At 46.3% G+C, this 25457-nt stretch carries 20 protein-coding genes and 1 pseudogene; 10 read left to right on the top strand and 11 right to left on the bottom strand.

The window, feature by feature from the left end; all coding sequences use genetic code 11:
* Positions 1-132: 132 nt before the first annotated feature.
* Positions 133-2001 (bottom strand): sensor histidine kinase, encoded by a 1869-nt coding sequence (locus ACYIA1_RS01340; RefSeq protein WP_057319964.1) that lies wholly within the window; start codon positions 1999-2001, stop codon positions 133-135.
* 172 nt (positions 2002-2173) lie between these two features.
* Between ACYIA1_RS01340 and ACYIA1_RS01335 the strand changes: the two genes are divergently transcribed.
* The gene (locus ACYIA1_RS01335) at positions 2174-2806 is read left to right on the top strand and encodes a peroxiredoxin (protein WP_008774437.1); all 633 of its coding nucleotides are present in this window, start codon (positions 2174-2176) and stop codon (positions 2804-2806) included.
* Positions 2807-2844: 38 nt separating this feature from the next.
* Here ACYIA1_RS01335 and ACYIA1_RS01330 read toward each other — a convergent pair whose 3' ends face one another.
* Entirely contained in the window at positions 2845-3321 is a 477-nt protein-coding gene (locus ACYIA1_RS01330; RefSeq protein ID WP_009018635.1) for a pyridoxamine 5'-phosphate oxidase family protein, read from the bottom strand.
* 109 nt (positions 3322-3430) lie between these two features.
* Between ACYIA1_RS01330 and ACYIA1_RS01325 the strand changes: the two genes are divergently transcribed.
* Entirely contained in the window at positions 3431-4723 is a 1293-nt protein-coding gene (locus ACYIA1_RS01325) for a M64 family metallopeptidase (protein WP_005865635.1), read from the top strand.
* A 75-nt stretch (positions 4724-4798) separates the two neighbouring features.
* Here ACYIA1_RS01325 and ACYIA1_RS01320 read toward each other — a convergent pair whose 3' ends face one another.
* Positions 4799-5512 (bottom strand): pirin family protein, encoded by a 714-nt coding sequence (locus ACYIA1_RS01320; protein ID WP_196009210.1) that lies wholly within the window; start codon positions 5510-5512, stop codon positions 4799-4801.
* Between the two features lie 160 nt (positions 5513-5672).
* Here ACYIA1_RS01320 and ACYIA1_RS01315 point away from each other — a divergent pair, with 160 nt between their 5' ends.
* The 8 genes and pseudogenes from ACYIA1_RS01315 to ACYIA1_RS01280 form a co-directional block, all read left to right on the top strand.
* Positions 5673-7166: an IMP dehydrogenase gene (locus ACYIA1_RS01315; protein WP_259010130.1), complete on the top strand. Its 1494-nt coding sequence runs from the start codon at positions 5673-5675 to the stop codon at positions 7164-7166.
* 70 nt (positions 7167-7236) lie between these two features.
* Complete coding sequence (locus ACYIA1_RS01310; protein WP_250788343.1) at positions 7237-9435, top strand: alpha-galactosidase; 2199 nt, start codon at positions 7237-7239, stop codon at positions 9433-9435.
* Between the two features lie 34 nt (positions 9436-9469).
* The gene (locus ACYIA1_RS01305) at positions 9470-10348 is read left to right on the top strand and encodes an AraC family transcriptional regulator (RefSeq protein ID WP_250788341.1); all 879 of its coding nucleotides are present in this window, start codon (positions 9470-9472) and stop codon (positions 10346-10348) included.
* A gap of 364 nt (positions 10349-10712) precedes the next feature.
* The gene (locus ACYIA1_RS01300; RefSeq protein ID WP_270616602.1) at positions 10713-13946 is read left to right on the top strand and encodes a SusC/RagA family TonB-linked outer membrane protein; all 3234 of its coding nucleotides are present in this window, start codon (positions 10713-10715) and stop codon (positions 13944-13946) included.
* Positions 13947-13958: 12 nt separating this feature from the next.
* Positions 13959-15737: a RagB/SusD family nutrient uptake outer membrane protein gene (locus tag ACYIA1_RS01295; RefSeq protein ID WP_250788338.1), complete on the top strand. Its 1779-nt coding sequence runs from the start codon at positions 13959-13961 to the stop codon at positions 15735-15737.
* A gap of 27 nt (positions 15738-15764) precedes the next feature.
* Positions 15765-16613, top strand: coding sequence for a hypothetical protein (locus ACYIA1_RS01290; protein ID WP_250788336.1), 849 nt, complete (start codon positions 15765-15767; stop codon positions 16611-16613).
* A gap of 12 nt (positions 16614-16625) precedes the next feature.
* Positions 16626-16997 carry a hypothetical protein gene (locus tag ACYIA1_RS01285; protein WP_034532378.1) on the top strand — a complete coding sequence of 124 codons (372 nt, stop codon included), beginning with the start codon at positions 16626-16628 and terminating at the stop codon, positions 16995-16997.
* 904 nt (positions 16998-17901) lie between these two features.
* Positions 17902-18065: pseudogene (locus tag ACYIA1_RS01280) on the top strand (Fic family protein); the annotation flags it as partial.
* A gap of 444 nt (positions 18066-18509) precedes the next feature.
* Here ACYIA1_RS01280 and ACYIA1_RS01275 read toward each other — a convergent pair.
* The 8 genes from ACYIA1_RS01275 to ACYIA1_RS01240 all read right to left on the bottom strand — a co-directional run bounded on the left by ACYIA1_RS01275 (position 18510) and on the right by ACYIA1_RS01240 (position 25447).
* On the bottom strand, positions 18510-19439 hold the full coding sequence (locus tag ACYIA1_RS01275; protein ID WP_284705626.1) for an Abi family protein: 930 nt from the start codon (positions 19437-19439) through the stop codon (positions 18510-18512).
* 207 nt (positions 19440-19646) lie between these two features.
* Entirely contained in the window at positions 19647-20222 is a 576-nt protein-coding gene (locus ACYIA1_RS01270) for a uracil-DNA glycosylase family protein (protein WP_009018630.1), read from the bottom strand.
* Entirely contained in the window at positions 20219-20860 is a 642-nt protein-coding gene (locus ACYIA1_RS01265; protein ID WP_005855249.1) for a hypothetical protein, read from the bottom strand. Before ACYIA1_RS01265 ends, ACYIA1_RS01270 begins: the two co-directional genes overlap by 4 nt.
* 63 nt (positions 20861-20923) lie before the next feature.
* Positions 20924-21586: an MgtC/SapB family protein gene (locus ACYIA1_RS01260; protein WP_005855247.1), complete on the bottom strand. Its 663-nt coding sequence runs from the start codon at positions 21584-21586 to the stop codon at positions 20924-20926.
* A 43-nt stretch (positions 21587-21629) separates the two neighbouring features.
* Positions 21630-22460, bottom strand: a complete 831-nt coding sequence (gene murQ / locus ACYIA1_RS01255) for an N-acetylmuramic acid 6-phosphate etherase (RefSeq protein ID WP_005855245.1) — start codon at positions 22458-22460, stop codon at positions 21630-21632.
* A gap of 3 nt (positions 22461-22463) precedes the next feature.
* A complete protein-coding gene (locus ACYIA1_RS01250) occupies positions 22464-23318 on the bottom strand; it encodes an ATPase (protein ID WP_005865617.1) in 855 nt (284 codons plus the stop codon).
* Positions 23319-23326: 8 nt separating this feature from the next.
* Positions 23327-24754 (bottom strand): sodium:proton antiporter NhaD, encoded by a 1428-nt coding sequence (nhaD, locus tag ACYIA1_RS01245; RefSeq protein ID WP_288653141.1) that lies wholly within the window; start codon positions 24752-24754, stop codon positions 23327-23329.
* Positions 24755-24922: 168 nt separating this feature from the next.
* Positions 24923-25447 carry a biotin/lipoyl-containing protein gene (locus ACYIA1_RS01240; RefSeq protein WP_029257277.1) on the bottom strand — a complete coding sequence of 175 codons (525 nt, stop codon included), beginning with the start codon at positions 25445-25447 and terminating at the stop codon, positions 24923-24925.
* Positions 25448-25457: the final 10 nt, after the last annotated feature.

Below are 25457 nucleotides of genomic sequence, written 5' to 3'. Positions count from 1 at the left end.
GGCCATAAGTCCAGAATTTCTTATGGCAAAACATAAACCAAAAGCATGTATAAGTTAATGCTTATTATGGAAATTGACTACAACCTAAATCATCTCTTATATAGACAACCGAATTTCAAAGAGTTTTGTTCACTAGTTTTTCCAACTATTGGGTCTTTTCATAGGTAAAGTGAAAATAAATGTAGAACCAAATCCTTCTTCGGAAATCACTGAAATATTACCGCCCATTTTTAATACCAGACCTTTACAAATTGCTAATCCCAATCCGACTCCTTGCTCAAAATCGCTTAATTGCACGAATCGGGCAAAGATATTATCCAATTCATCCTTGGGAATGCCACAACCTGTATCCGAGACATAAAACTTAATCATTTTCTCCTCAGCCTCAATTGTATATCCAAACCAGATACGACCTTTTTTAGTATGCTTAACCGCATTCGTCAATAAATTCATGCAGATTTGCCATAATCGATTTCGATCTATATTAAATATGAAATCGGGACATGCATCCAAGGTCATTTCCACCCCTTCCGGTCTACGTAATTGTATGGAGTTATATAGATCTTTCATAAAGGAAGGTAAATAAACATCCATATAAGTAAACGTCATCATATCAGACTCGATTCTGGAAATATCCAAAACATCATTTACTATACTTAAAAGTAAATCATTGTTCATCTTGATCAAACTAATATAATTTTGGCGCAATTCCGAATCCTCCTCCACTCCTAACAAATCAGAGAAACCGACAATAGCGTTCAATGGCGTACGGATCTCATGGGTCATATTTGCTAAGAAAGTTGACTTAAGCATATCCGCCTCCTCCGCTTTTTCCTTGGCACGGATCAAGTCCTCCTCAAACTCCAATCGTTCTTGATCATCGATCATACAACCAACAATCAAATTCGGGAAGCCATTCTCATCTTTCTCATGCGTCTTACCGATCACCTCATAGATCCGATAGGTGTTATCATCGTTCTTTAGACGAAAATCTATTTTATATTCATCCAATTTATTCGTACGGATCGTATTGAATAGATAGAAAAAGTCGCCAGAATCGTCCGGGTGACGAAGTTGCGGCAAAGCCTGACAGATGAACTGATTACGTTTCAATAAACTATTGGTCGTGCCATAAAACTGGAAACAACGGTTACAATGTACTTTATCGCAAGACTTAAATCGGCTGAAATTAAAAGAATAAGTCGTAATCTTGCTATTCTGCAAAGCAAGCTCCATCATCATCCGACTTTCGGACAACTTACTGCTTAACGCCTCATTCGCTTTCTCCTGCTCAACGAGCTCCGATACATTCCGTATATAAATAATCACATACCGGTCATGTACAGGTACCAACCGTAGTTTAAAATAAACGATCGGAGCGTTATGTCCCGGAATCGATAAATCTAAATTCATGATCTCCGACTTATTCAAGCAACTTTGCACGATCGCAGCCACACGACGCTTAGTCTCATCCGGATAAATGAAACCCGGAAGATCATCGATACGCCGATTGATCGACTCTGGTGTTATACAAGTCTCCATAGCATAAGCGATAATCCTCTCTACAACCAGTTGCTTGTTTACCAAAAGGATCGTATCAGGAACCGCTTCCGCCATCTTTTGCGACATGTCCGTCAATTCCTTCAATTCCCGGTCATAACCGGCTGCCTCCTGCCCGACCGCCGGATTACCCGTTAATAATAAGGTATATCCAAGAATCTCTCTATTCTCATTCATTGAGGGGATGATAGAATACGGTACAGGCAAAGAACCGGAAACCACGCTTCCCCCACGCAGATATTGTTTTTGAAGATCGGTCAACAAATCTGTACGAAAAAGATTATTTAATAAGAAGTCCGCTTCATTCGTAAAAGGAAATTTCTCGTTTAAGGACTTATTTATATCAATTAGCGCACCGTTTTTATCATACAGAGCACCTCCCATGGGATAATATGTAAAAAAATCTGTCAGCAAACGCTGTTTTACCTCGGAAACCTCCATATACTTTCTTTATTAACATCAATAAGTTACAAAGAAATAAAATCTTTGAAAATCAGAGAAATTTTAAAGCATAAACTTTAGGTCTATTTCACAAGAAAATCAGTCTCTTTACTAAAAAGCAACAACAAACCTTCACTTACGCTTGTTACTTAACAAACAAATTAATTATAATATGAAAGCATTAATAGGTAAAAAGGCACCGGAATTCCACGCTCCGGCAGTAGTGAATGGCAATGAGATCATCGAGGATTTCTCTTTGGAACAATATGTAGGCAAGAAGTATGTAGTCATGTTTTTCTATCCGATGGACTTTACATTCGTTTGCCCGACAGAATTACATGCCTTCCAACAAAAGTTACAGGAATTCGAAAGACGTAACGTAGCGGTGGTTGGTTGCTCCGTCGATTCTCAATTTTCTCATTTCGCATGGTTAAACCAAGATAAGAATAAAGGAGGTATCCATGGGGTGACTTATCCACTCGTATCCGATTTTTCCAAAACCATCTCTGAAAACTTTGGCGTATTGGCCGCTGATTATATTACGAACGAAAGTGGAGAACTTATCTCCAGAGGAAATCCGGTCGCTTACCGGGGTCTGTTCCTGATTGACAAAGAGGGCTTGATCCGTCATTATGTAATCAACGATTTACCATTAGGCCGTAACGTAGACGAGGCTCTCCGTATGGTCGACGCCTTACAGCACTTCGAAGAATATGGCGAGGTTTGCCCGGCAAATTGGTCCAAAGGAAAAGACGCCATGAAAGCGACAAACGCAGGAGTCTCTAATTATTTAAGCCATCATTGATATATTGCAAGAAAGGGGGCTAGGCCCCCTTTTTTATACTATTGAGACAATCGTTTACACTTTCCCGAGATATGCGAGATATCTAGACGTAAGATATTAGTCCGGTAAAAAGATTTCTCAATATACTTTTCGCCGATCTCCTTAAACGCCGATGAATATTTATTCACGAGTAGCCGCAAGGCATACCGACGCTCTTCTTCCGGCAAATCCAAATGCATCTCTCCAAAAGCGATAGTGCTCTCGTAACCTGTCGTGAATTTTCCCGGAACGATTTGTGTAGCGCCAACTACCGTGAAACTCACTTTCGGGTTTTCTCGTAGACATTCCAGCTTATACCCTTCCGGAGCGCAATGGAAATAAATAGAATCCCCTTCCTTTACATAATTGATCGGGATTCCATACCCATACCCATTTATCCCCGACATGGCCAAAAAACCATATTCCGCCTCCTCCAATAAACGAATTGCCAACTCATTATCCAAAATCCGGTCTTTTCGTCTGATCTCTCTAAACATAGGTCTAATTTATTTATAAACGAGTATAATACACTAATCGTGGCAAATCTAAAAAAAAATAATATACATTTGCGTCATAAAGTTGACACATGATAAATATTATAGATCTATGAGAGCAAGAATAACCTTATTATTATTCGCCATTCTTTACAGTTTCACTTGTCTGGCACAAACTAATTTTGAAAAACACTTCACGAAGAAAAGTCTCCGGATTGATTTCGCATTGAGTGGGAATTGGGATTTCCAAGCCGCCGCCATACAACAACTCCGGGAAGAACCCGTCTGGGCAGGGCCGGTCAAAAACTTGATCGATCCGTTTGGTTATGGAGGGTATTATATTAATGTATATGATAAAGCCGGTAAAGAGTTGATCTACTCACGAGGATTCAATACGTTATTCGAAGAATGGAGAAGTACGGAGCAAGCGAAGACCGAGACACAATCTTGGACAAATAGCATCTCTATCCCCTATCCGAAAGCTCCTGTCATCATTGAGATTACGGCAAGAGACAAGGCCGACATGCAGTTCCATCCTTTATTGAAACAAGAGATTGATCCGGCCAGTATTTTTATTGACCGGGGGAAACTCAAGGAAAACCGGATCACAAAAATCCAATATAACGGGGATTCCTCCGGGAAAGTAGACCTCGTATTCTTAGCGGAAGGTTATACGGCGGATGAGCAAGAGAAATTCGTAGCTGATGCCAAACGTTTTACGGAGGCATTGTTTAAGACCCCGCCTTATGACACTCGCCGGGAAGATTTCAATGTCTGGGCGGTAGATGCCGTTTCGGAAGAATCGGGAACAGATGTATCCGGTAAAGGTATATTCAAGAATACCGCATTGAATTCCGGCTATTATACGTTTGGGGTAGATCGCTATTTAACCACCCCGGATATGAAATCTATACGTGACGCCGTATGGAACGCTCCTTGCGACGCAATCTTCATCTTGGTAAACACGGACGCTTACGGTGGTGGCGGTATGTATAATTTTTATGCCATGGGAACCGCCGATAACCCACGTACCCCGGTCGTATTCGTTCACGAGTTCGGACATAGTTTCGCCGGCCTAGCCGATGAATACTTCAGTTCCGAGGTCGCTTATCAAGATTTTTATAATTTGAAGTACGAGCCTTGGGAACCGAACATCACGACCTTGGTTAACTTCGATGCTAAATGGAAAGATCTTCTACCGACTAATACACCGATACCTACCCCATTAGATGACGCCCATAAGGATAAGGCAGGCGTATTCGAGGGAGGCGGTTACATCGCTAAAGGCATTTATCGCCCGATGGATCACTGTATGATGCGTGATTACGCTCCATTCTGTCCAGCTTGTAGCCGAGCGATCTTACAGATGATCGATTACTTCACGGATAAACCGATAAAACATTAAAAGGAAAGAGCGGGTACCCTAATAGCTTTGTTACATCAACTATTAAGATACCCGCCAGCACTAACCTATCAACATTTATTTCATCATCGGAACTTCTATCAAAAGAACTTTAGCGTGCTTCAAGACTTCTATCGTAATGCTATCGGTTTCCCAGAATCCGGCCCCGTCACGCTTAGACAGGATCGTATTACTTACCTCCACCTCTCCGTCGATCACGAATAAATAAACCCCATTATTTTTACTATGTAGCTTGTACTCTTTTACTTGACCGGCATCTAGGTTTCCTAAAGAGAACCAAGCGTCTTGGTTGATCGACGCAGGAGCGCTACCTTCCGGAGCGATGATCAAGGACAACTTATTCTTTTCCGAAGTAACTGGACGCACGTCATAACTGGCATAATGAGGCTTGGTATTCTCCTCACGGGGAAATACCCATATTTGCAAGAACTCCAATTGTTCATTACCGCTGTCGTTGAACTCGCTATGCACGATACCGGTACCGGCGCTCATCACCTGAATATCTCCCGGCGTAATCACCTCGCTATTCTTTATGCTATCCCCATGGCGTAAATATCCCTTTAACGGGATGGAGATAACCTCCATATTCTTATGTGGATGCATATCGAATCCCTCACCCGGCGCCACGGAATCATCATTCAATACACGTAGCATCCCGAAATGAACCCTTTCCGGATTGTAATAATTAGCAAAGCTAAACGTGTGATGTGTTTTCAACCAACCGTGATTCGCATACCCTCTGGATTGAGCCTTATCAACTACAACTCTCATATTTTCCTCCTTTTTAAATCTACATTAATAACAAATCCATAACTATAAATGTTGCGGGACGCATATTTCGAACATTTCATGTAAACATGTGATTCATATATGAACAGAAATCGCTACTTTTGCACAATTAAAAAAACTCATCCTGTAAATATAAAATCTTATGGCAATCTACTTAAACGATGTATCGAGAACATTTGGTGAGTATTTACTTATTCCCGGTTTAACCACCAAAGAATGTATTCCCGCAAACGTTTCATTAAAAACGCCGCTTGTGAAATTCAAGTCTGGCGAGAAATCCGCTATTGAATTAAATATTCCTTTCGTTTCAGCGATCATGCAATCGGTTTCCGGTCCTAAACTGGCAATCGAGTTGGCTCGCAACGGAGGACTTTCCTTCATCTTCGGCTCGCAACCGATCGAGAGCCAAGCGGATATGGTTCGCAAAGTAAAGAAATTCAAGGCCGGATTCGTTATCAGCGACTCTAACCTTACGCCCGAGAATACCTTGGCCGACGTGCTTGAGCTAGTCCACCGGACAGAACATTCTACGATTGGTGTGACAGATGACGGTACGCCTAACGGCAAATTGCTAGGTATGGTAACCAGTCGCGATTACCGTGAAGGCAAAGACCCGATCGACATGAAAGTGAAAGATTTCATGACCCCGTTCGCTAAACTAATCGTTGGCGAGCTAGGCATGACCTTGAAAGAGGCGAACCAGATTATCTGGGATCATAAGTTGAATACATTGCCAATCATCGACAAGGATCAGAAGCTTCAATACTTCGTATTCCGCAAGGACTACGATAGCCACCGTGAGAATCCGAAAGAGTTATCCGGCGGAGATAAGAAATTATTAGTAGGTGCCGGTATCAACACCCGCGACTATAAGGAACGTGTTCCGGCATTGGTAGAGGCTGGCGTTGACGTATTGTGTATCGACTCTTCCGACGGCTATTCCGAATGGCAGTACGAGACCTTGCACTGGATCAAGGATACCTACGGAGACAAGGTACTGGTTGGTGCCGGAAACGTGGTTGACCAAGATGGTTTCAACTACTTGGCTGACGCCGGAGCGGATTTCATCAAGGTAGGTATCGGTGGTGGTTCCATCTGTATCACCCGTGAGCAGAAAGGTATCGGTCGCGGACAGGCTACCGCCTTGATCGACGTAGCGAAAGCTCGTGACGAGTATTTCAAGAGACACGGCGTTTATATCCCTATCTGTAGCGATGGTGGCTTGGTACACGATTACCATATGGTATTAGCGTTGGCTATGGGTGCCGACTTCCTGATGATGGGCCGTTATTTCGCCCGCTTCGACGAGTCTCCTACGAAGAAGATGAAAATCGGAAACAACTTCGTGAAGGAGTATTGGGGTGAGGGATCTAACCGTGCGAAGAACTGGCAGCGCTATGACATGGGTGGAAACGAGTCCTTGAAATTCGAGGAAGGCGTGGACAGCTATGTACCGTATGCCGGAAAATTGAAAGATAATTTAAACGTAACATTGGGTAAGATGATCGCTACGATGTGTAGCTGCGGTTCCATCTCTATCCAAGAGTTGCAGCAGCATGCCAAGATCACGCTTGTCTCCTCTACAAGTATCGTTGAGGGTGGCGCTCACGACGTGATCCTGAAAGAGCAGAATTAATTACAATATGTATTCTAGTAGAGGCGTGGCACGCTACGTCTCTACTATTTACACATTCAAATAATTTACCATGAAAAATCTATTACTTACAGTTATCCTTTTGTGTTTTTGTTTGCCATTCGTAAAAGCCGCCGATCAAAAGATGATCTTAATCTCGACCAACGAGACGGACTTGATTTTACAAGTAGCCCCCAACGGACGGCTCTACCAAACTTATCTGGGAAATAAATTAGTGGACGAATCCGAATTTGAGAACCTCTCATGGAATATCCAAGCCGGAACGGATGGCAGCGTATCAACCCGTGGATGGGAAGTGTATCCTTGTTCAGGAGCGGAGGATTATTTCGAACCGGCTTTCGCCATCCAGCACAACGATGGGAACATGACCAGTATATTCAAGTATGTTTCCAGCGAATCCAAGAAACTAGACAATAACGTTACGGAGACAATCATCTCCCTGAAAGACGACGTATACCCAGTGGAGGCTAAATTGCATTATGTAACTTTCGCTAAAGAAAACGTCATCAAGGCTTGGACCGAGATTCGTCATATGGAGAAAAAACCGGTCACGATTACCCAATACGCTTCCAATATGCTTTATTTCGAGAGTCCTCGCTATGTATTGACCGAGTTTAGCGGTGACTGGGCCAAGGAAGTACAGATGAGCAGCCAAGACTTGAAATTCGGGAAAAAGATTATCGATACGAAACTAGGCTCCCGTGCCGCCATGCACGCTTACCCGTTTTTTGAGATTGGGTTAGGTGCCCCGGCCAGCGAGAATACAGGAGATGTTTTAATGGGAACGATCGGTTGGACTGGAAACTACCGCTTTACGTTCGAGGTGGACAACGCCGGTAACCTTCGTGTCATCTCCGGCATCAATCCCTATGCGTCCGCCTATGAATTGAAGCCGAACGAATGGTTCGTCACCCCTGAGTTTATCTTTACGTTGAGTAACCAAGGAACCGGAAAAGCCAGTCGTGATATCCATGATTGGGCACGTAATTACCAGATCAAGGATGGTAAAGGCGATCGCCTTACCCTACTGAACAACTGGGAATCGACCGGTTTCAATTTCAACGAGAAGAAATTGGAGGAACTAATGAAAGAAGCCAAGCATCTAGGTGTAGATATGTTTTTGCTGGATGATGGTTGGTTCGCTAATAAATACCCTCGTCAAAACGATAAGGCCGGATTGGGAGATTGGGAGGTTACCCATGATAAGTTGCCGAACGGCATTCCTCATCTGGTGCAGACCGCTAAAGATGCCGGTGTGAAATTCGGTATCTGGATCGAGCCGGAGATGGTAAACCCCAAGAGCGAACTTTTCGAGAAACACCCGGATTGGGCGATCCATCTACCGAATCGTGAGACTTATTACTACCGCAATCAACTTGTCTTGGACTTAAGTAACCCGAAAGTACAGGATTACGTATTCAGCGTAGTGGATAATATCATGATCGAGAATCCGGATCTGGCTTTCTTCAAATGGGATTGCAACAGCCCGATTACCAATGTCTATTCTCCTTACCTCAAGGAGAAACAGAATCAATTATATATTGATCATGTACGAGGAGTCTATAACGTATTCAAACGGGTAGCCGAAAAATACCCTCACCTACCAATCATGCTTTGTTCCGGAGGTGGAGCCCGCTGTGATTACGAGGCATTGAAATACTTCACGGAATTCTGGTGCAGCGACAACACCGATCCGATCGAGCGTTTGTATATCCAATGGGGATTCTCCCAGTTTTTCCCGGCAAAGGCAATGTGTGCCCACGTGACTAGCTGGAACAAGAATACCTCCGTCAAGTTCCGTACCGACGTGGCCATGATGTGTAAGATGGGCTTCGATATCAGCTTGAAGGAAATGAACGACGACGAGATGAAATACTGCCAAGAAGCGGTTGCCAACTACAAACGTCTAAAGGGCACGATCCTCGACGGCGATCTTTACCGTCTTGTTTCCCCCTACGAGACCAACCATTCATCCGTGATGTACGTGGATAAGGCAAAAAGCAAATCCGTCCTATTCGCTTATGATATCCACCCTCGCTTCGGAGAAAAGACTTTCCCCGTAAAGCTACAAGGATTGGACCCGAATAAGAAATATAAGGTACAAGAGATAAACCTCATGCCGGGCAAGAAATCCGCCTTGGCTACCGACGGAGGAACCTTCAGCGGAGATTTCTTGATGAAAATAGGTCTGAACGTATTCTCTACGGCCCATGCCCGTAGCAAGGTCATAGAGCTGACCGAGGTTCATTAACTGTCAATTGTCAACTATCAACAGTCAGCTAAACATGGACATTATCCACGAAATAACCCCACTATCGGAAAAGGATTGCTTCTACATCGTAGACCGACGTAAGACAGAATTTACCTATCCGATCCATTGCCACTTGGAGTACGAGCTCAATTTCATTGAGCACGCTCCGAGGGTAAGGCGTGTGGTCGGTGATTCCGCGGAAGTGATCGGAGAATACGAGTTAGTATTGATAACCGGGAAAGAACTGGAGCATGTCTGGGAGCAGAACGCATGTAAATCGCCTCTGATCCATGAGATCACGATCCAGTTCTCTCCCAATCTCTTCGGGAATAATATATTGGAGAAAAACCAATTCAACAGTATCCGGAAAATGTTGGAGAAAGCTCAATGCGGCATCAGTTTCCCGATGTCTTCCATCTTGAAGGTTTACCATTTACTGGAAAAACTGGTTTCCGAGGAGCAAAGTTTTTATGCGGTCATCAACTTCTTGACCATCTTGTATGAGCTTTCCATCGAGGAGGACTACAAAGTATTGGCTAGTTCCTCGTTCGCTAAAATAACGGATATACATTCCGAGAGTCGTCGTATCCAAAAAGTACAAAATTACATCAACGAGCGATACCAACAGGATATCCGCCTGAACCTACTGGCTGAACTCGTAGGTATGGCCCCTTCCGCTTTCAGCCGTTTCTTCAAGTTGAGGACCGGGAAGACCCTCTCCGACTATATCACCGATATCCGTATCGGTTACGCCGCCCGCATGCTGGTGGACACGCAACGATCCATCGCGGAGATTTGTTATGACTGCGGCTTCAATAACCTCTCGAACTTCAACCGTATCTTTAAGAAAAAGAAAAACTGCTCTCCCAAAGAGTTCCGGGATAACTACAAAAAGACAAAAATCATTGTATAAGAGACCTTTTTAACAGGGATAAATACATATCCCCCCCTATTTCTATACAAAATCCCCCCTTCTCTTTTCCTTCACACATCTATCTTTGCGACCAGTCACAAAGGCTTTCATGCCTACGGCTACCCCATCGATGTGTTAAAAATACACTCCGGCAAAAAAGTATTATTCTTGGATAAAATAGTATTTGAACGCACTTGGGATCCGACGTAATTTTGCGACAGAAATTAACAATACATATTAACAACAAAAAACAATTGCCTATGAGGAAGGACCGAGAATCTAATGTTTTTAGCAGTTAACCGCTAATGACCCTATTGAGTAAATGAATTTTAGTTTAGCCTTATATGATTTAATGTAAAAAATAATGAATTCAACAATTAAGAAAACGACGCTGTTTTTAGGCGCATGTATGGCCTTCCAGCTAGGTGGCATACCACAAATGTTAGCCGCCCCTAGTACTTCGATGGAAGTCATGCAACAAACAAAAAGAATCACTGGTACCGTGAAAGACGCAACAGGAATGGAAGTCATCGGTGCCAATGTTATCGTAAAGGGAACGACAAACGGAGTGATAACCGATTTGGATGGTAAGTTCAGCTTAGAGGCCGTCCCCGGCTCTATCATAGAGATCTCCTACATCGGTTATATGACCCAAGAGATTCCCGTAACCGCCCAAACATCCGACTTACAGATCACCTTGAAAGAGGACTCACAGAGTTTGGACGAGGTAGTGGTAGTAGGTTATGGTGTACAAAAGAAAAAGTTGGTGACAGGTGCTACCCTTCAAGTAAAGGGAGAGAATATCCAAAAATTAAACACGACAAACCCGCTAGGTGCCTTGCAGAGCCAAAGCCCGGGCGTCAATATCGTAGCGAACTCCGGCCAGCCGGGTAAGAGTTTCGATATCAACATTCGTGGTGCCGGAACGAACGGCAGCACGACTCCGCTATACATTATTGATGGCGTCGAAGGCGACATCAATTCCTTAAGTCCCGCCGATATCGAGAGCTTAGACGTATTGAAAGATGCCGCTTCCGCCGCGATCTACGGTTCACGTGCGGCCAACGGTGTTGTATTGATCACGACAAAGCAGGGTAAACAGGGAAAATTACAGGTTAGTTACGACGGCTATGTAGGTTTCCAGAACGTATATAAGATGCCGGACTTGCTGAATGCAAAGGAATACATGGCAGTCATGGACCAACTGAACTTCAACACGGGTAACCAACCTTACACGTGGACGAATTACATGTCACAAGAACAGTACAACCGTTACATGAGCGGCGAGGATGAGGGTACCAACTGGCTTGACGCAATCCGCAACAAGAACGCCATCACTACCAGCCACTCCCTAAACTTGGCCGGTGGTACGGAACGCTCCAAATTCTCCACGGGTGTATCCTACACGAAACAGGAAGGTACGCTAGGCAAGCCGGTCGCTTCCGACTACCAACGTTTCACGGTTCGCATGAACTCTGAACATATTTTGTGGAAAGAGGGTGACTTGGATATCATCACATTCGGCGAGAACCTGTACTATAATCATAATGAATCTTCCGGTATCTCCGAGGGTAATCAATACGGTAACGACATCTCTTGGATGTTACGTGCCAACCCGCTGGTTCCTATCTATAACGAGAACGGGGATTACTATATGTATGACGACTTGAACAAGGCCGGTTGGTTCAACTACAACTCTTATACGAGTAACCCGATCGCCGCAATGGTCAACTCCTCCCGTGGAAACAACAAGAGCAAAAACTACGGATTAACTATGGTTGGCTACTTGAAGGTACAACCAATCAAGGGACTCGTCTATAAAGGACAGGTCAGCTACAAACAGAACTCCAGTTCTTACCGTGGCTACAGTCCGGCTTATAAACTAACCTCTACCGATCAAAAACTAACCAATGAGGTTACCCAGAACATGACGACTGGTTGGGACTGGCAGATCGAGAATACGCTTAGCTACACCTTCAACATCGAGAAACACAACTTCGATGTATTAGTCGGTCAATCCTTCAAGAAGAGCGGTTTCGGTATGGGCGAGTATCTGGAGGCAACGGCGAACGACCTTCTGTTCTCCGACTGGGACCGGGCTTATATCAGCAATAGCATGGCTTCGCAACCGACCTCAGCCAAAGGATATCCGACAGGGGATAACGCCTTAGCGTCATTCTTCGGACGTATCAACTATAACTTCAACGAGAAATACATGGCTAGCGTGATCTTACGTACGGATGGTTCCTCGAACTTCGCCCGTGGTAAACGCTGGGGTACGTTCCCTTCCGTATCGGCTGGTTGGGTCGTGAGCAATGAAGATTTCATGGAAAACACGCACGACTGGATGGACTTCTTGAAGATCCGTGCCAGCTGGGGTCAGAACGGTAACTGTAATATCGATAACTTCCAATATTTCTCGACCGTAGCGTTCGACCACCTCGGACAATATTCCTTCGGCAACAACAAGGGTACGGCCACGCAAGGCGGTTATGCCAGCATCATGCCGAACGAGGACGTGACATGGGAGACTTCCGAGCAGCTAGACCTTGGTCTAGATGCCCGTTTCCTAAGCGGCCGATTGAGTTTGAACTTCGATTGGTACAACAAGAAAACCAAGGACCTGTTGATCGTTGCCCCGATCCTAGACTCTTACGGAACGAACGCTCCCTATATCAACGGCGGTACCGTGGAAAATAAAGGTGTCGAGATCGGCTTAGGCTGGAACGACCAAAAGGGCGACTGGACGTATGGCGTGAACCTAAACCTTGCCCATAACAAGAACGAGGTTACGCAGATCAACAACAAAGACGGTTACATCCTAGGTCCGGACAAGGTACTGGCCGAGAACACACGTCCTGTATCCCGTATGGAAGTAGGACACCCGATCGGTTATTTCTGGGCCTATAAAACGGAAGGTGTCATGCAAAACGCCGCCGACGTGCAGGCTTATCTGGATAAGAACTGTAAAGGCAACGCAGCCAACTCCCTGCAAGGTAGCTCCATCCAACCGGGCGACTTGAAATTCGTAGACGTGAATGGCGACGGCGTGATCAACGAGGACGACAAGACCGAAGTCGGCAACCCGCACCCGGATATCACGATGGGTCTAAGCTTCAACGTTGGTTACAAAGGATTCGATTTAGCGGTAACCACCTATGGGGCCTTCGGACAACAAAATATGCGCTCTTATCGTAAGTTTACCGACGGCAACGTGGAGAATTACACCTCCGAGGTATTTGAGTACTGGCACGGTGAGGGAACCTCCAATCGTTATCCTCGTCTGGTTCCGGGTAACACAGGTGTCAACTTCCAACAGATATCCGATATCTTCGTGGAAGACGCCAGCTATTTCCGCATCCAGAACGTTACTTTGGGCTACGACTTCAAGAACCTATGGAAGAACTGCCCACTGCCGCAATTACGTCTGTACGTAAGCGCCCAGAACCTCTTCACCTTCACGGGATACAAGGGTATGGACCCCGAAATCGGTACGAACGATAGTTATCGCGAGGACAATCCTTGGGCAAGAGGTATCGACTTAGGTTCTTATCCTTCACCCAGAACTTATATGGTAGGTGTTAACATTAAATTTTAAGAGAAAAGCAACATGAAAAAGTTAATATATGCAATATGTATGGGCGCTGCCGTAGCCTTCTCCAGTTGTGAGGACATGCTCGACACGACCAATTACACAGAGAAGACAACCGCTACATTCCCGGAGTCGTACGACGATGCCCAGCAGATGATAGCAGGCGTTTACGCCAGCATGGCATCCGTTTGCGCCAACCCCGAGAGATCGTTCCTTTATTACGCCCAACTAGCCAGCGATGACGCGCTAGGCGGGGGCGGCTCGAACGACAAGCTGATGCAGGCCATGGACCTGCTCTGCAACTATCAGTCCGACATGACCCGCCAGTTCTGGAAAGACCGTTATGCCGGCGTATTCCGTGCCAACAGCGCCATAGAGACCTTGGATAACTGTCCGGACTTTCCTTCCACGGAAGCACGTAACCAATTGATGGGCGAGGCTCTCTTCATACGTGCCTATTTCTACTACGAGCTAGCCTCGATGTACAATCGTGTACCCCTAATCACTACATCCCAGACAAGCGACGTGCCACAGGCAAGCCCCGCCGAGATCTGGGGACAGATCTTGCTAGACCTTAAGACAGCCGCCGACATCATGCCCGCATGGCGTGGAGGTACGTCATCCCTTGAGGCAGGACACGTCGACAAGTACACCGCCGAGGCCATGTTAGGCCGTGCTTGGTTGTTCTACACCGGCATGTACGGGAATGGCGAAGATATAGCCGCCTTGACCAGCGCCACTTACAACCCGCTGACCTCCGTCACCTTGGCCGACGGCTCTACCCTAACGAAGGATCAAGTGATCTCTTATATCGATGATTGCGTGAACAATTCCGGATATTCCTTAGCATCCGACTTCCGTAGCCTTTGGGCTTACACGAACCGTTGCACGGTGAACGATTTCGAATACACCGCCGGAAAAGGATTGAAATGGGTAGAGGATGATAACGCCGTCAACCCGGAATCTATGTTCGCCATCAAGTTCAATAAGCTGGCCAGTTGGAATACTACCATCGCTTTCGCCAATGGTTACGCGCTTCATTTCGGTCTTCGCGGAGATCAAGACGTAGCAAATACCTTCCCCTTCGGACAAGGCTGGGGAGCCGGGCCTGTAGCACCGAATTTCGTGAACGATTGGGCAAGCGCAGAACCAAAGGACATGCGTCGCGACGCTTCCGTATATCGTACGGACAAATTACCCGCTTATAACAAAGGCGGTTGGGCGGACTTCGTACAGGAAACGGACTACTATGCCATGAAATGGTCTCCTGTCGCATGCAAGACATCCAATGACGAGAGTGGCTACTTCAAGACCTTCGAGAACGAGATGTACGGAATCGATGGCTGGACGCAAGGTGCGAATAACCAAGCTTTGGACAACATCCACGACTTGGTATTGATCCGCTTCGCTGACGTTCTCTTGATGCAATCCGAGCTCAAGGGAGATGCCACCGGTATGAATAAGGTGCGGGAGCGTGCCGGCCTTCCGGCTATCGGCTACTCGCTCCAAGCTCTGCAAAACGAGCGCCGTTGGGAATTAGCTTTGGAGGGTACCCGTTGGAACGACATCCGCCGCTGGCACATTGCCGCCGCTGCCTTGCAGAAACAGATAGGTACGCCTATCTACATCGCAGGTAATCCAGCCACGAACAAGGCGCAAAATGGTGGTTACGCCTCCCGCTACAACACCTCCGCCGGTTTCATGAAGATACCTGAGAGCCAGATCTCACTCTCCAGTGAACTCCAGCAGAACGAAGGTTGGGGAGCGGACGCCGAGTACAATGGCTGGGCTAATTAATAACCTTTTAATTCAGAATATACAATCATGATAAAGAATATATATTATATAGTAATGGCATTGATCGCAGGAATGATGGTTTCCTGCGACCCAATCACAGAAAGTGATCCGGGCATGTCCGCCAACTTAACCGAGGCGGATCTGCAAGCCCGTGTAGCGCTTACGCAAACGACGGTCGGACAAAACAAGTTCACCTTCTCCACCAATCCCACACTGACGGTACAGGTATTGGATCAAGACGGGGCCATCCTAGCCACCGGAACCGAGGGTTCCATCATCGGCACTCCTCCCCTCACGAGCTTGACCGTCCGGGTTATGAACCAAGACGGCTCCATCACCTCTTTCTCTAACGATGTGACGATCTCCGAGTATGTGGATGTGCCTTCTATTTATGAAGGATTATTCGGACCGGAGTATAATTCTGTAACTTGGGTTTGGGATACAGATGCCAGCAACGGCCTTTGGGGAAATGGTGCTTATATGGAAAGCACAGGTCCGGAATGGTGGCAAGTTCAAGCCACAGACATCGACCAACAATGTACTGAGAAAGGATATGCCAAAGATGGGTTAGAAGGTTGGATGACTTTTACCTTGGCTGGCAAGAAAGTAGAAACCAGCCGCGGTCAATCCGGAACAATCGCATGGGACTTATCCGCTGTAGCCAAAGAAGGTTGGGATCAAGGTACATTAACGTTCACCGGAACCATTCCTTTATTAGGACTGGTGAAAATGGGAGACACTGATGATACCTTCGCTCCTCAATATGAATATCACATCTTGGAAGCGGATGGTGAGCATCTTAAACTAGCGGCTCCGAAACCCGGCGCAGGTGATTGGGGAGAGGCTTGGTTCTGGAATTTTAAAACAAGAAAATAAAGAAAATATATCATGAAGAAAGTATTATTCATTCTATTTGCACTATTAACAACAACTGTTATTAATATCAATGCTGACGTAAATGGTCCATCACCTTCCTATGCCGCAGAAAGAGAAGGGTATTCAAAAATGTACGTTACAGCTCAAAATCAGGACGCCCATATATCAATGGTTATTGAAGATCAAAATTTCATGGAATATACTATCACCAGTGGTTTTTATAGTGGAGGTCCATGGGTTTACTTTGTTGAACATGGAAAGTATAAAGTTGTTTCCATAGATAAGGGATATAGAGTCTCTTGTAATGGATCTACAGTTCAAGTAGGATCTGTCATAACTTTTAGCGGCGCAACTGGGCATATTGGATTTTACGTAAATAATTGATCTAAAAATGAATATCACGATACTCAATGTTCTCCGTGACATTGAGTATCTCTGATCGGATAAATGAAGAAGATGTATCTCACTAGCAATATTTTATGATGAGATTATCCCAATAATTCATTCATTCTTGTTATATAAGAGGGGCGGAGCGTTTATCGTTCCGTCTCCTCTCTTTTTATCTTACACGGTACTCGCCCTGCAAATATCCTTCCGTCAACCAAACCGCTCTCCGGCCATCTTTTTGATTACCATAGAGCATTTACCTTGACACACCTATTTTCCAAACCTAGCGAAATAGCGAGAAAGCAGTAGCAATAAGCACCCCTTTTTGTTAAAATACAGCGTTTTCCACACACAATAGGTGCCGGAAGCCTGCATAACTAGTCGTATTAGGCAACGCCGATACTGCCGTTGGGCATCGTAAGTAGTCAAGAATAGGGTTATGAGTAGTCGCGAATGGGCATTCTTACCCTGTTATAACCCTATTGTAGCACCGTTTTTCTTCCCTTCCTGCCCCCAAAACATGAAATACGATGAATAAATTCCGCTAGAATAAAAGGCCGTTATTCAACATTAGCCTATCAACCAATCGATTGTCGTTTTTTTCTTTCGTTTTCGGGAGCATACCTTACCTTTACCCGAAAGAATCGATTCTCCATGACTTAAATTTACAAACTGTCACTTTGCTAAAAGACGCAAGACAAGGAGATGTCAAGTATCCGTGAAAGATGATACATCCTACAACAGTAAGATCATACATCTTACGGCGATAAGATGCTACAACTGTATCTTGCATCCTCAATGGAAATAAGTTCGTGCATTAAACTCCATAATCAGACGTTTTAAGCTGAATAACGTCGTGAATATTGCGACGTTTCTCCTGTTCTAATGTCGCATCAAGTACTTAAAATATGTAAGCCATTATGACCGGCCGCTGACTAAAGAGAATATTTGTGCATGGCAGGCCGCATTCTTCCAACCGGTTTCAGTGAGGGCTCGCAAATAGAGATTGGCCGGTATCGCACCCATGAGGAGCATATCGTTTCCTGTATGTTTGGACGGGAGAAAGAGGGCATGCGAAACAGACGCATCCGAAAATTCTCATTCGCATCCACAAACAGCGTCTAATCCGCATCTGAAAGTTCCTCCGAAACAAGTGGCACCTATACCACTCAAATCGATTTATCCCAAGGAGATACTTACTCAATCATCCTAAACGCAGGACCTCGTAGTGTTATACCTGTCTTGAAGCTATATGCCTCAAACGGAAAAGAAGAAGCTTTTAAGGTGGTACTGAATTAGTCCCCAGACATGTCCCCATGAGAGAGTATATCTTCTCTAATACAGTCCCCACACATAGGTACAAGATCTGTATTACAAAAGAGAAAAGTTTATAGCACAAGAAAAACTTGGTGAGGGGTATATAAAAACAAACCAGATAGCTTGACGAGTCAAGGGCTACCAAAAGTAAAGAAGTAAACTATCGGGGTGCGCTTTAAGACGCAAAGTTTGCTATTTTTCTCGCCAAACCGGGAGGGATTGCCAATACTTCGGGAATCCCATATCTTTAAGTTCGAGCAGATGACAATCAGACTTAAGCAATTCTTTGATATGCTTTTTGAAGTCGCTACCGGGACTAATGATGTCAAGGATATAGGCGATACAGGAAAGCACGGCAAACAACTTGTTTGTGCGAATTTGTCCGATTGTGGTTCTATCCATAAACAGATAAAGAGTGTTGTATGGTAAGGTCACGCTGACCATAAAGCGGCGATTCCAAACGCGGCTGTGGTGAGCGCAACAGTTGCGAAGATTGGATATGGCGTGTAGCCAATTCTCCAAGATAGCCACTTTCTTCAAGCCGAATTGTTCGGTGATATCCTCTTTGCGGTTGTCTAACTTTAAGGATTGGAACAAACGACTCAATGTGGTAAACGACACCACTTCGAGCGCCATCCAACTTGGTGGCATCGGCGGGTCATTGTATTTGGAGTTGTAATGCTTGATAAAATCCTCGTTGCTACGGTTTACGTCCGCTTCGATATGTTCCATCAAGTCGTCATAGCCGAAGCGATACAAACTTTCATCATCGTACCAATGGCTATTGCCTGTGCTTTCGGCATAAACTTGTACAACCTTTGTGCGTACTGCCACTTCAATCTTTTCAATTGCATTGAAAATGAGTGAGCGCAGTCTGCGATCGAAGCAATAAAGGGCAATGATGTCCTCAAAGTGAATATCTTTACGGGTAAAGTTATGGTCGCAATCTTCACCGTTCTCTTGGAACGGATAAGTGTAAGCACGAAGCCGATAGTAGCTAATGTTGAAAAGATAAGAGGTTGCCTCGCTTTCATCATCGAAAATAAGTCCCCGTTGTTTTAGCCGTGCAATTTGCTCGGCGATAGTCAACGGCTTCTTTGTATAATCAATTTTATCGGTCAATTTTATCAGAAGTTACCATATAAAAACTCGAAGACCTCCCCGGGTGCGCTGTTCTACGGGAAGCGTGGGAGGTCATATTGCTTGCGAAGGTAATACTTTTATCTGAATCTACAAAGGTTATACAAAAAAGTATTTGTGCATTACGTTTTTTCTATAATTCAGTCCCCTGCAAGGGCAAGGCATTTTGAATAAGTAAATAGTGGTTCATCACACCATCCCCAACGTCTCGAACATCCCCCGGTAAACGGCGGCCTTCTCCTCCAACGGCCTCGGATAAGCTCTAGAGGATGAAGGCATACGGAACAGCCTCATCGTCCTTCCCATACAAGAAAATTCCGACGAGAAGCCCACTTTCGGCTCCTCCGTGCCGGGCAATACGGAGAGGAGGGTATCCATCGCTTTCTGCCCGGTTACCACGATCGCCACGCATTCCGGTATCTGGGACAAGACCTTCTCCAGATCGATCGGCCGTACCACCTCAAGGAACTTATCGGAGGCGTTCGCTTTCAAGCGGATCACCTCCATGGCGGTATCACCGATCCCGATCCCCTTCTCCCGGCAGAAAGCCTTCGCCTTCTCCTCGCTGAACGCCTTCTTGTCTCGCAGGAACGCATCCTTGTTCCCATAGAAAATCAAGCCAAGGATGCGCCACATATCATTCTGGATATTCGGGTAATAAAAATCCATGCTCCAACGAGCTTTTGGAGGCGGGAAACTTCCCAGCATCAGCAATCTCGTATTCTCCGGGAGGAAGAAACCTAGCGGATGCAGCTCGGTGGTCATGCTTCCTTGTTCTTTTTGAGTTCCTTCTTCTGGTCCTCTTTCGCCAGAAGCACGACGTTATACACGAAGTCCGTGATCCATTGCTCGGAGTAGCCTAGTTTCTCGGCATACTTACGCACGCTCCACGCGGCCTTCTGCACGCTGATATCCTTCCACTCGGACTTGGTCAAGATATCGTGAACCGTCTTCGTCGTCATATTATACAGCAACTTCTTCACCAGCATGGAGAAGCGGAACTTCCACTGCATCAGATTACCAAGCAAGTTGAACAAGTCATTGCAGAAACCTTGGAACATGAAGAAATACGTCTTGATATCGTTCTGGTTCTTGCAGTTCTTCTTCACCGAGCTGTCGATCTCCTTGAAGAAAGCCTCGCTTAGGCCGTAATCCTCCATCAACACCTTGCGCACACGGGATTTCTCGGCGACACCCAATTTGTTATTCTGGGTCGGTATCTTCAACATGCGTTTGAACAAAGCCATATCGGCGAGCATGTTCAAGTTGGTGATACCCAAGTTCACAGCCATAACGGCTTGATAATATACACGGATTAAAGATACGAACTCCTCCACGGAACCTTTGCCGGCCTCTTCCGCCTCAGATACGTTCTTCTTGAATAGCTTAGAAATAAAATTCATCGTACGATTATTAAATAGTTTCGAGCCGCGAATATACGAAAACTTACCGCCAATGCAGAATAACTATTCAATTCTCTCCACCGTAACCTCCGGAAATTGCTCCATCAATAGCAACAGTGGACTTTCCTCCGTGTTTTTACGGGCCTTCAACACGATGCTGACGACGTACTCGTCCTTCTCCTGATGCCCCAGTCTTTTCATGTCATAGCTTACCAGCAGGAAACCTTTCTCGTAGATAACACGGGCGATCCGGTTGATCGCCTCCTTGTCGGAGGTAGAGAATACCACCAAGGAACTTCGCATCCCAATGCTTTTAAAAATAACGCTCAACAGCTCCAGCCCGGCGAGCGTCAACAAAGTGGCGGCGATACCGAGCCCGTACATGCCTGAGCCGACGGCCAGACCGATACCGGCGGTCGCCCAGATACCGGCGGCGGTAGTCAATCCCCGCACGAATTGTTTCTGGATGATGATCGTACCCGCCCCGATGAAACCGATGCCACTCACCACTTGGGCGGCCACACGGCTCGGATCGAGACTTACGCTATTCTCTAGGATGACATCTTGGAAGCCATATTGGGAGACAACCATGATCAACGCGCTACCCAACGAAACAAGGAAGTGAGTCCGGTAACCCGCCTCCTTCGCACGGTACTCACGGTCTAGCCCGACAACGGCGCCCAGAATACCTGCCACGAAAAGTCTTAGTATGAAATCCCACATCATAATCAACGATCTTTTAGGTTTTACCCCGAAAGATAGGAATTATTTATTGATTCAGCCGCCATTCACGGTGATAAGAATCGATCGCCTCCCGAACGGAGCCATGTAGGAGCAGGAGATTCTTGCTCTGCTCGTAATCCAGACGAAGCTCTTCCATGATCATACGGGTGCCACGATCCACCAATTTTTGGTTGGTCAGTTGCATGTTCACCATCCGGTTCCCCTTCACCCGGCCAAGCTTGATCATCGTGGAGGTCGTGATCATATTCAGCACCATCTTCTGGGCCGTACCGCTCTTCATCCGCGTACTTCCGGTGACGAACTCCGGACCTACTACCGGCTCGATGGCGATCTCCGCCTCCGCCGCCATCGGGGAGTCCGGGTTGCAGGAGATAGAGGCCGTCAGGATTCCCTCGGAGCGTGCCTTACGCAGGGCGCCAATCACGTAGGGAGTCGTACCCGAGGCGGCTATCCCCACCAAGGTATCGTTCGTATTGATATGATATTGTTGAAGTTCCTCCCAAGCCTTATCCAGATCGTCTTCCGCCGACTCCACTGGATTCCGGAGCGCCCGGTCACCGCCGGCGATCAAACCGATCACCAAGGTATTCGGCATACCGTACGTGGGAGGGATCTCGGAGGCGTCCAAGACACCCAAGCGACCACTCGTACCCGCCCCGATATAGAAGAGCCTGCCGCCTCTCCGCATCCGCTCTACGATACGGGTTACCAGCTTCTCGATCTTCGGGATCTCCCGGCCAACGGCGATCGCCACTTTCCGGTCCTCGTTATTGATGCCTTCCAGCAACTCCCGGACAGACATCTGATCCAGATTATCGTACAACGATTCCGACTCGGTTATCTTTTGAAATGCCATAACTCATTCATTTTTTTCTTCGTTCGTAAAATGATACCGGATCAATCCGTTCATGGGAGCCTGTACGACCGTACCGACCTTCAAGTCTAAGGATAAGGCCGCAGCTTTCAATACCTCCTGATAATAATAGGCGATAGAGCCTACGAAATGAATCGGGTACGTATCAGCTCCCGGATATAACGCCACGTTACGGAGGAAAAAGCTACGGAAACTCGTATAGACCAAATTATAAATCGGTTGCTCGGTGATATTCTCCAACAAGAAACGGGATAAGGTAGCCAAGAAACGATTCGGGAAAGGTTGTTTATATACCCGCTCCAACAATAAGGCGGGCGTCAACTCATATTGATCCATAAACTTCTGAACCAAAGGCGCCGGCAACTGACGCTTCAAGCAATCCCCTACCAATAACTTCCCGAGCACGGCGCCACTACCCTCATCCCCCAGAATGAATCCCAAGGGAGAGATATGCTCCGTTATCTCCGTCCCGTCATACAGACAAGAATTCGATCCCGTCCCCAATATACAGGCGATTCCCGGACGGCTCCCGCATAAGGCACGAGCAGCCGCCATCAAGTCACTATACACCTCTATGGGAGCCGGGATATAAGGCGTAATCGCCTCTTCCACGATCCGGTTCTTCTCCGGGAAGGCGCAACCGGCGCCATAGAAGTAAATGGCATCGATCCGCTCACCCCTCAACGCAGGCAATAAGGCACCCCGGATTTCTCCGGCAATCTCCTCCCGTGTCTGGAAATAAGGATTGGTACCCGCTGTCACGACCGTACGGACCGGTCTGCCTTGATCCGCCAGGCACCACTCCGTCTTCGTAGATCCGCTATCCGCAATTAATATCATATACTTATTTAGAATATTAAGTTCTGGAGAATATATACCACCGCGCCGGACAAATATCCCGCCAAGGCCAACAGAGAGATATTCTTCAAGTACCAAATAAAATTGATCCGTTCCAAGCCCATCACGACGACTCCGGCGGCGGAACCGATGATCAACATACTTCCACCTACTCCTGCGCAATAAGCCAAGAACTGCCAGAACACGCCGTCTTGCACGAAGTTCGCCAGATAAGCCGGATCAGTCGCCGCAGCCACCATAGCGTCCGTAGCCACCGGGTACATACCGATAGCCCCCGCTACCAACGGAACATTATCCACGATAGACGATAAGGCGCCGATAATCAGGTTCACCGCATACACATTGCCTACCGTATCGTCCAGCCAGAAAGCGAAATCCGACAATACGCCGCTGCAACGCAAGGCATCCACCGCCAAAAGGATTCCGAGGAAGAATAACAAGGTCGCCCCGTCTATACGGTGAACCACCTTGGACAAACGCAATTTCAAGTCCTCGTCGATCGGTTTACGAGCGTATAGCATCTCCGTATAAAACCAAAGAATACCCACTCCCATCAAGATACCCATAAACGGGGGAAGATGAGTAACCGTCTTGAATACAGGCACGAACAATAAACACAACACACCGATGATCAAGATCGATAACTTCTCCTTATCCTTCAATTTCTTCAGCAACTCATTGTCCGCCTCCATTTGCGAGAACGCATTAGGGGGCGTCACGTTGCCATGCAAGAAACGCATGGCGATCAAGACCGGGATCAACGCCGATACGATACTCGGCAGGATCAAATGGGGGATCGTGGATGAGGTGGAGATATTTCCCCTTACCCAAAGCATGATCGTAGTCACGTCGCCGATCGGTGACCAAGCGCCACCGCTATTCGCCGCTATAATAATGATACTGCCGAACACCCACCGCTCTTTATAATTCCCGAGCAACTTACGGATCAACATGATCATGACGATCGAGGTCGTAAGGTTGTCCAACACGGCCGACATAAAGAACGTGATCACGGCAATCAACACCAGCAGTTTCTTCTTTTTCTTCGTGGTAATATGATTCGTGATAAACATGAAACCGCCATGGGCATCGATCAGCTCCACGGTTATCATCGCCCCGATCAGGAATATAAGCGTCTCGGCGATCTCTCCGATACTATCCAGAACCTGATGCTCCACGACGAACCGGGTACATTGTTCCTTAAACGTTAAAGAACCCAAAGAGGGGAACGATTCCAAGAACAAGCTGAATTCCTCTGCCGAGGCCCTCGGGATGAAAAACGGGGCTGCGTACGTGTACATAACCCATAAGACCGTACCGATAAGCAAAGCCGTTCCCGCCTTGTTTATCTTTAGAGGATGTTCCAATGCGATCATCAAATAACCGACAAGGAACACAATGACCATTGCTGTCAACATAACTTCATGATTTAGGTTTAAACGCTACAAATGTAGAAATAATAACTCTGTAACACGATAGAAAAACAGAATGTTTTTTAAGATAATTTTACCAAACATGCGAAAGGAACCGGACTGCTCCGATTCCTTTCCTATTCTCTCGAGGGAAAACTATAACCCCGAGACAACTCACTCTACAACCAACATCTTATCACCCACGGAGACCTTGTCCGTCTCATTGACATACACCTCTTTCACCACCCCATCGATCGGCGTACGAATCTCGTTCTCCATCTTCATGGCAACCAATACGCAAAGCGGGTCTCCCGCCTTGACCTCATCGCCTACCTTGACATATACCTTCTGGATCACGCCCGGCATCTGGGCCTGTATGACCTGACGGCCGACCGTCTTGGAACTGGTTCTCGACAGGCGTAATTTCTTCAACTCGTCAATCACCTGTACTTGGAAATAATCACCTTTATTCTTTACCTCATAGGTGGAATCTCCAACACTGGATATTTGTACGCCATGAGATTTATGGTTCATGATGATCGAGTGGATCGTATCTCCGCCCAGATTGTAATCTACATCATAAACGGTACCGTTTACGGATACTTTCTTGATAGGCCCGTCTTCCAGAATCTCTACCTTGAACTCTGTGTCGGGAATATCGTTAACCGTGGCAAAATAAGTCGCTAAAGCCTTTGACATAATCATTCCT

It is taken from the genome of Parabacteroides sp. KHUB-02, from assembly GCF_056640955.1.
Note: the sequence above shows the minus strand (reverse complement) of the source record. Positions and strands in the feature narration are given on the sequence as shown.

Excerpts from the sequence above, each read along its gene's own strand:
- ACYIA1_RS01310 (WP_250788343.1), top strand. The coding sequence starts at position 7,237 with ATGAAAAATCTATTACTTACAGTTATCCTTTTGTGTTTTTGTTTGCCA.
- ACYIA1_RS01290 (WP_250788336.1), top strand. The coding sequence starts at position 15,765 with ATGATAAAGAATATATATTATATAGTAATGGCATTGATCGCAGGAATG.
- ACYIA1_RS01320 (WP_196009210.1), bottom strand. The coding sequence starts at position 5,512 with ATGAGAGTTGTAGTTGATAAGGCTCAATCCAGAGGGTATGCGAATCAC.
- ACYIA1_RS01335 (WP_008774437.1), top strand. The coding sequence starts at position 2,174 with ATGAAAGCATTAATAGGTAAAAAGGCACCGGAATTCCACGCTCCGGCA.
- ACYIA1_RS01305 (WP_250788341.1), top strand. The coding sequence starts at position 9,470 with ATGGACATTATCCACGAAATAACCCCACTATCGGAAAAGGATTGCTTC.
- ACYIA1_RS01325 (WP_005865635.1), top strand. The coding sequence starts at position 3,431 with ATGAGAGCAAGAATAACCTTATTATTATTCGCCATTCTTTACAGTTTC.
- ACYIA1_RS01330 (WP_009018635.1), bottom strand. The coding sequence starts at position 3,321 with ATGTTTAGAGAGATCAGACGAAAAGACCGGATTTTGGATAATGAGTTG.
- ACYIA1_RS01300 (WP_270616602.1), top strand. The coding sequence starts at position 10,713 with ATGAATTCAACAATTAAGAAAACGACGCTGTTTTTAGGCGCATGTATG.
- nhaD (WP_288653141.1), bottom strand. The coding sequence starts at position 24,754 with ATGTTGACAGCAATGGTCATTGTGTTCCTTGTCGGTTATTTGATGATC.
- ACYIA1_RS01250 (WP_005865617.1), bottom strand. The coding sequence starts at position 23,318 with ATGATATTAATTGCGGATAGCGGATCTACGAAGACGGAGTGGTGCCTG.
- ACYIA1_RS01270 (WP_009018630.1), bottom strand. The coding sequence starts at position 20,222 with ATGACCACCGAGCTGCATCCGCTAGGTTTCTTCCTCCCGGAGAATACG.
- ACYIA1_RS01285 (WP_034532378.1), top strand. The coding sequence starts at position 16,626 with ATGAAGAAAGTATTATTCATTCTATTTGCACTATTAACAACAACTGTT.
- ACYIA1_RS01265 (WP_005855249.1), bottom strand. The coding sequence starts at position 20,860 with ATGAATTTTATTTCTAAGCTATTCAAGAAGAACGTATCTGAGGCGGAA.
- ACYIA1_RS01315 (WP_259010130.1), top strand. The coding sequence starts at position 5,673 with ATGGCAATCTACTTAAACGATGTATCGAGAACATTTGGTGAGTATTTA.
- ACYIA1_RS01295 (WP_250788338.1), top strand. The coding sequence starts at position 13,959 with ATGAAAAAGTTAATATATGCAATATGTATGGGCGCTGCCGTAGCCTTC.
- ACYIA1_RS01240 (WP_029257277.1), bottom strand. The coding sequence starts at position 25,447 with ATGTCAAAGGCTTTAGCGACTTATTTTGCCACGGTTAACGATATTCCC.
- ACYIA1_RS01340 (WP_057319964.1), bottom strand. The coding sequence starts at position 2,001 with ATGGAGGTTTCCGAGGTAAAACAGCGTTTGCTGACAGATTTTTTTACA.
- ACYIA1_RS01260 (WP_005855247.1), bottom strand. The coding sequence starts at position 21,586 with ATGATGTGGGATTTCATACTAAGACTTTTCGTGGCAGGTATTCTGGGC.
- murQ (WP_005855245.1), bottom strand. The coding sequence starts at position 22,460 with ATGGCATTTCAAAAGATAACCGAGTCGGAATCGTTGTACGATAATCTG.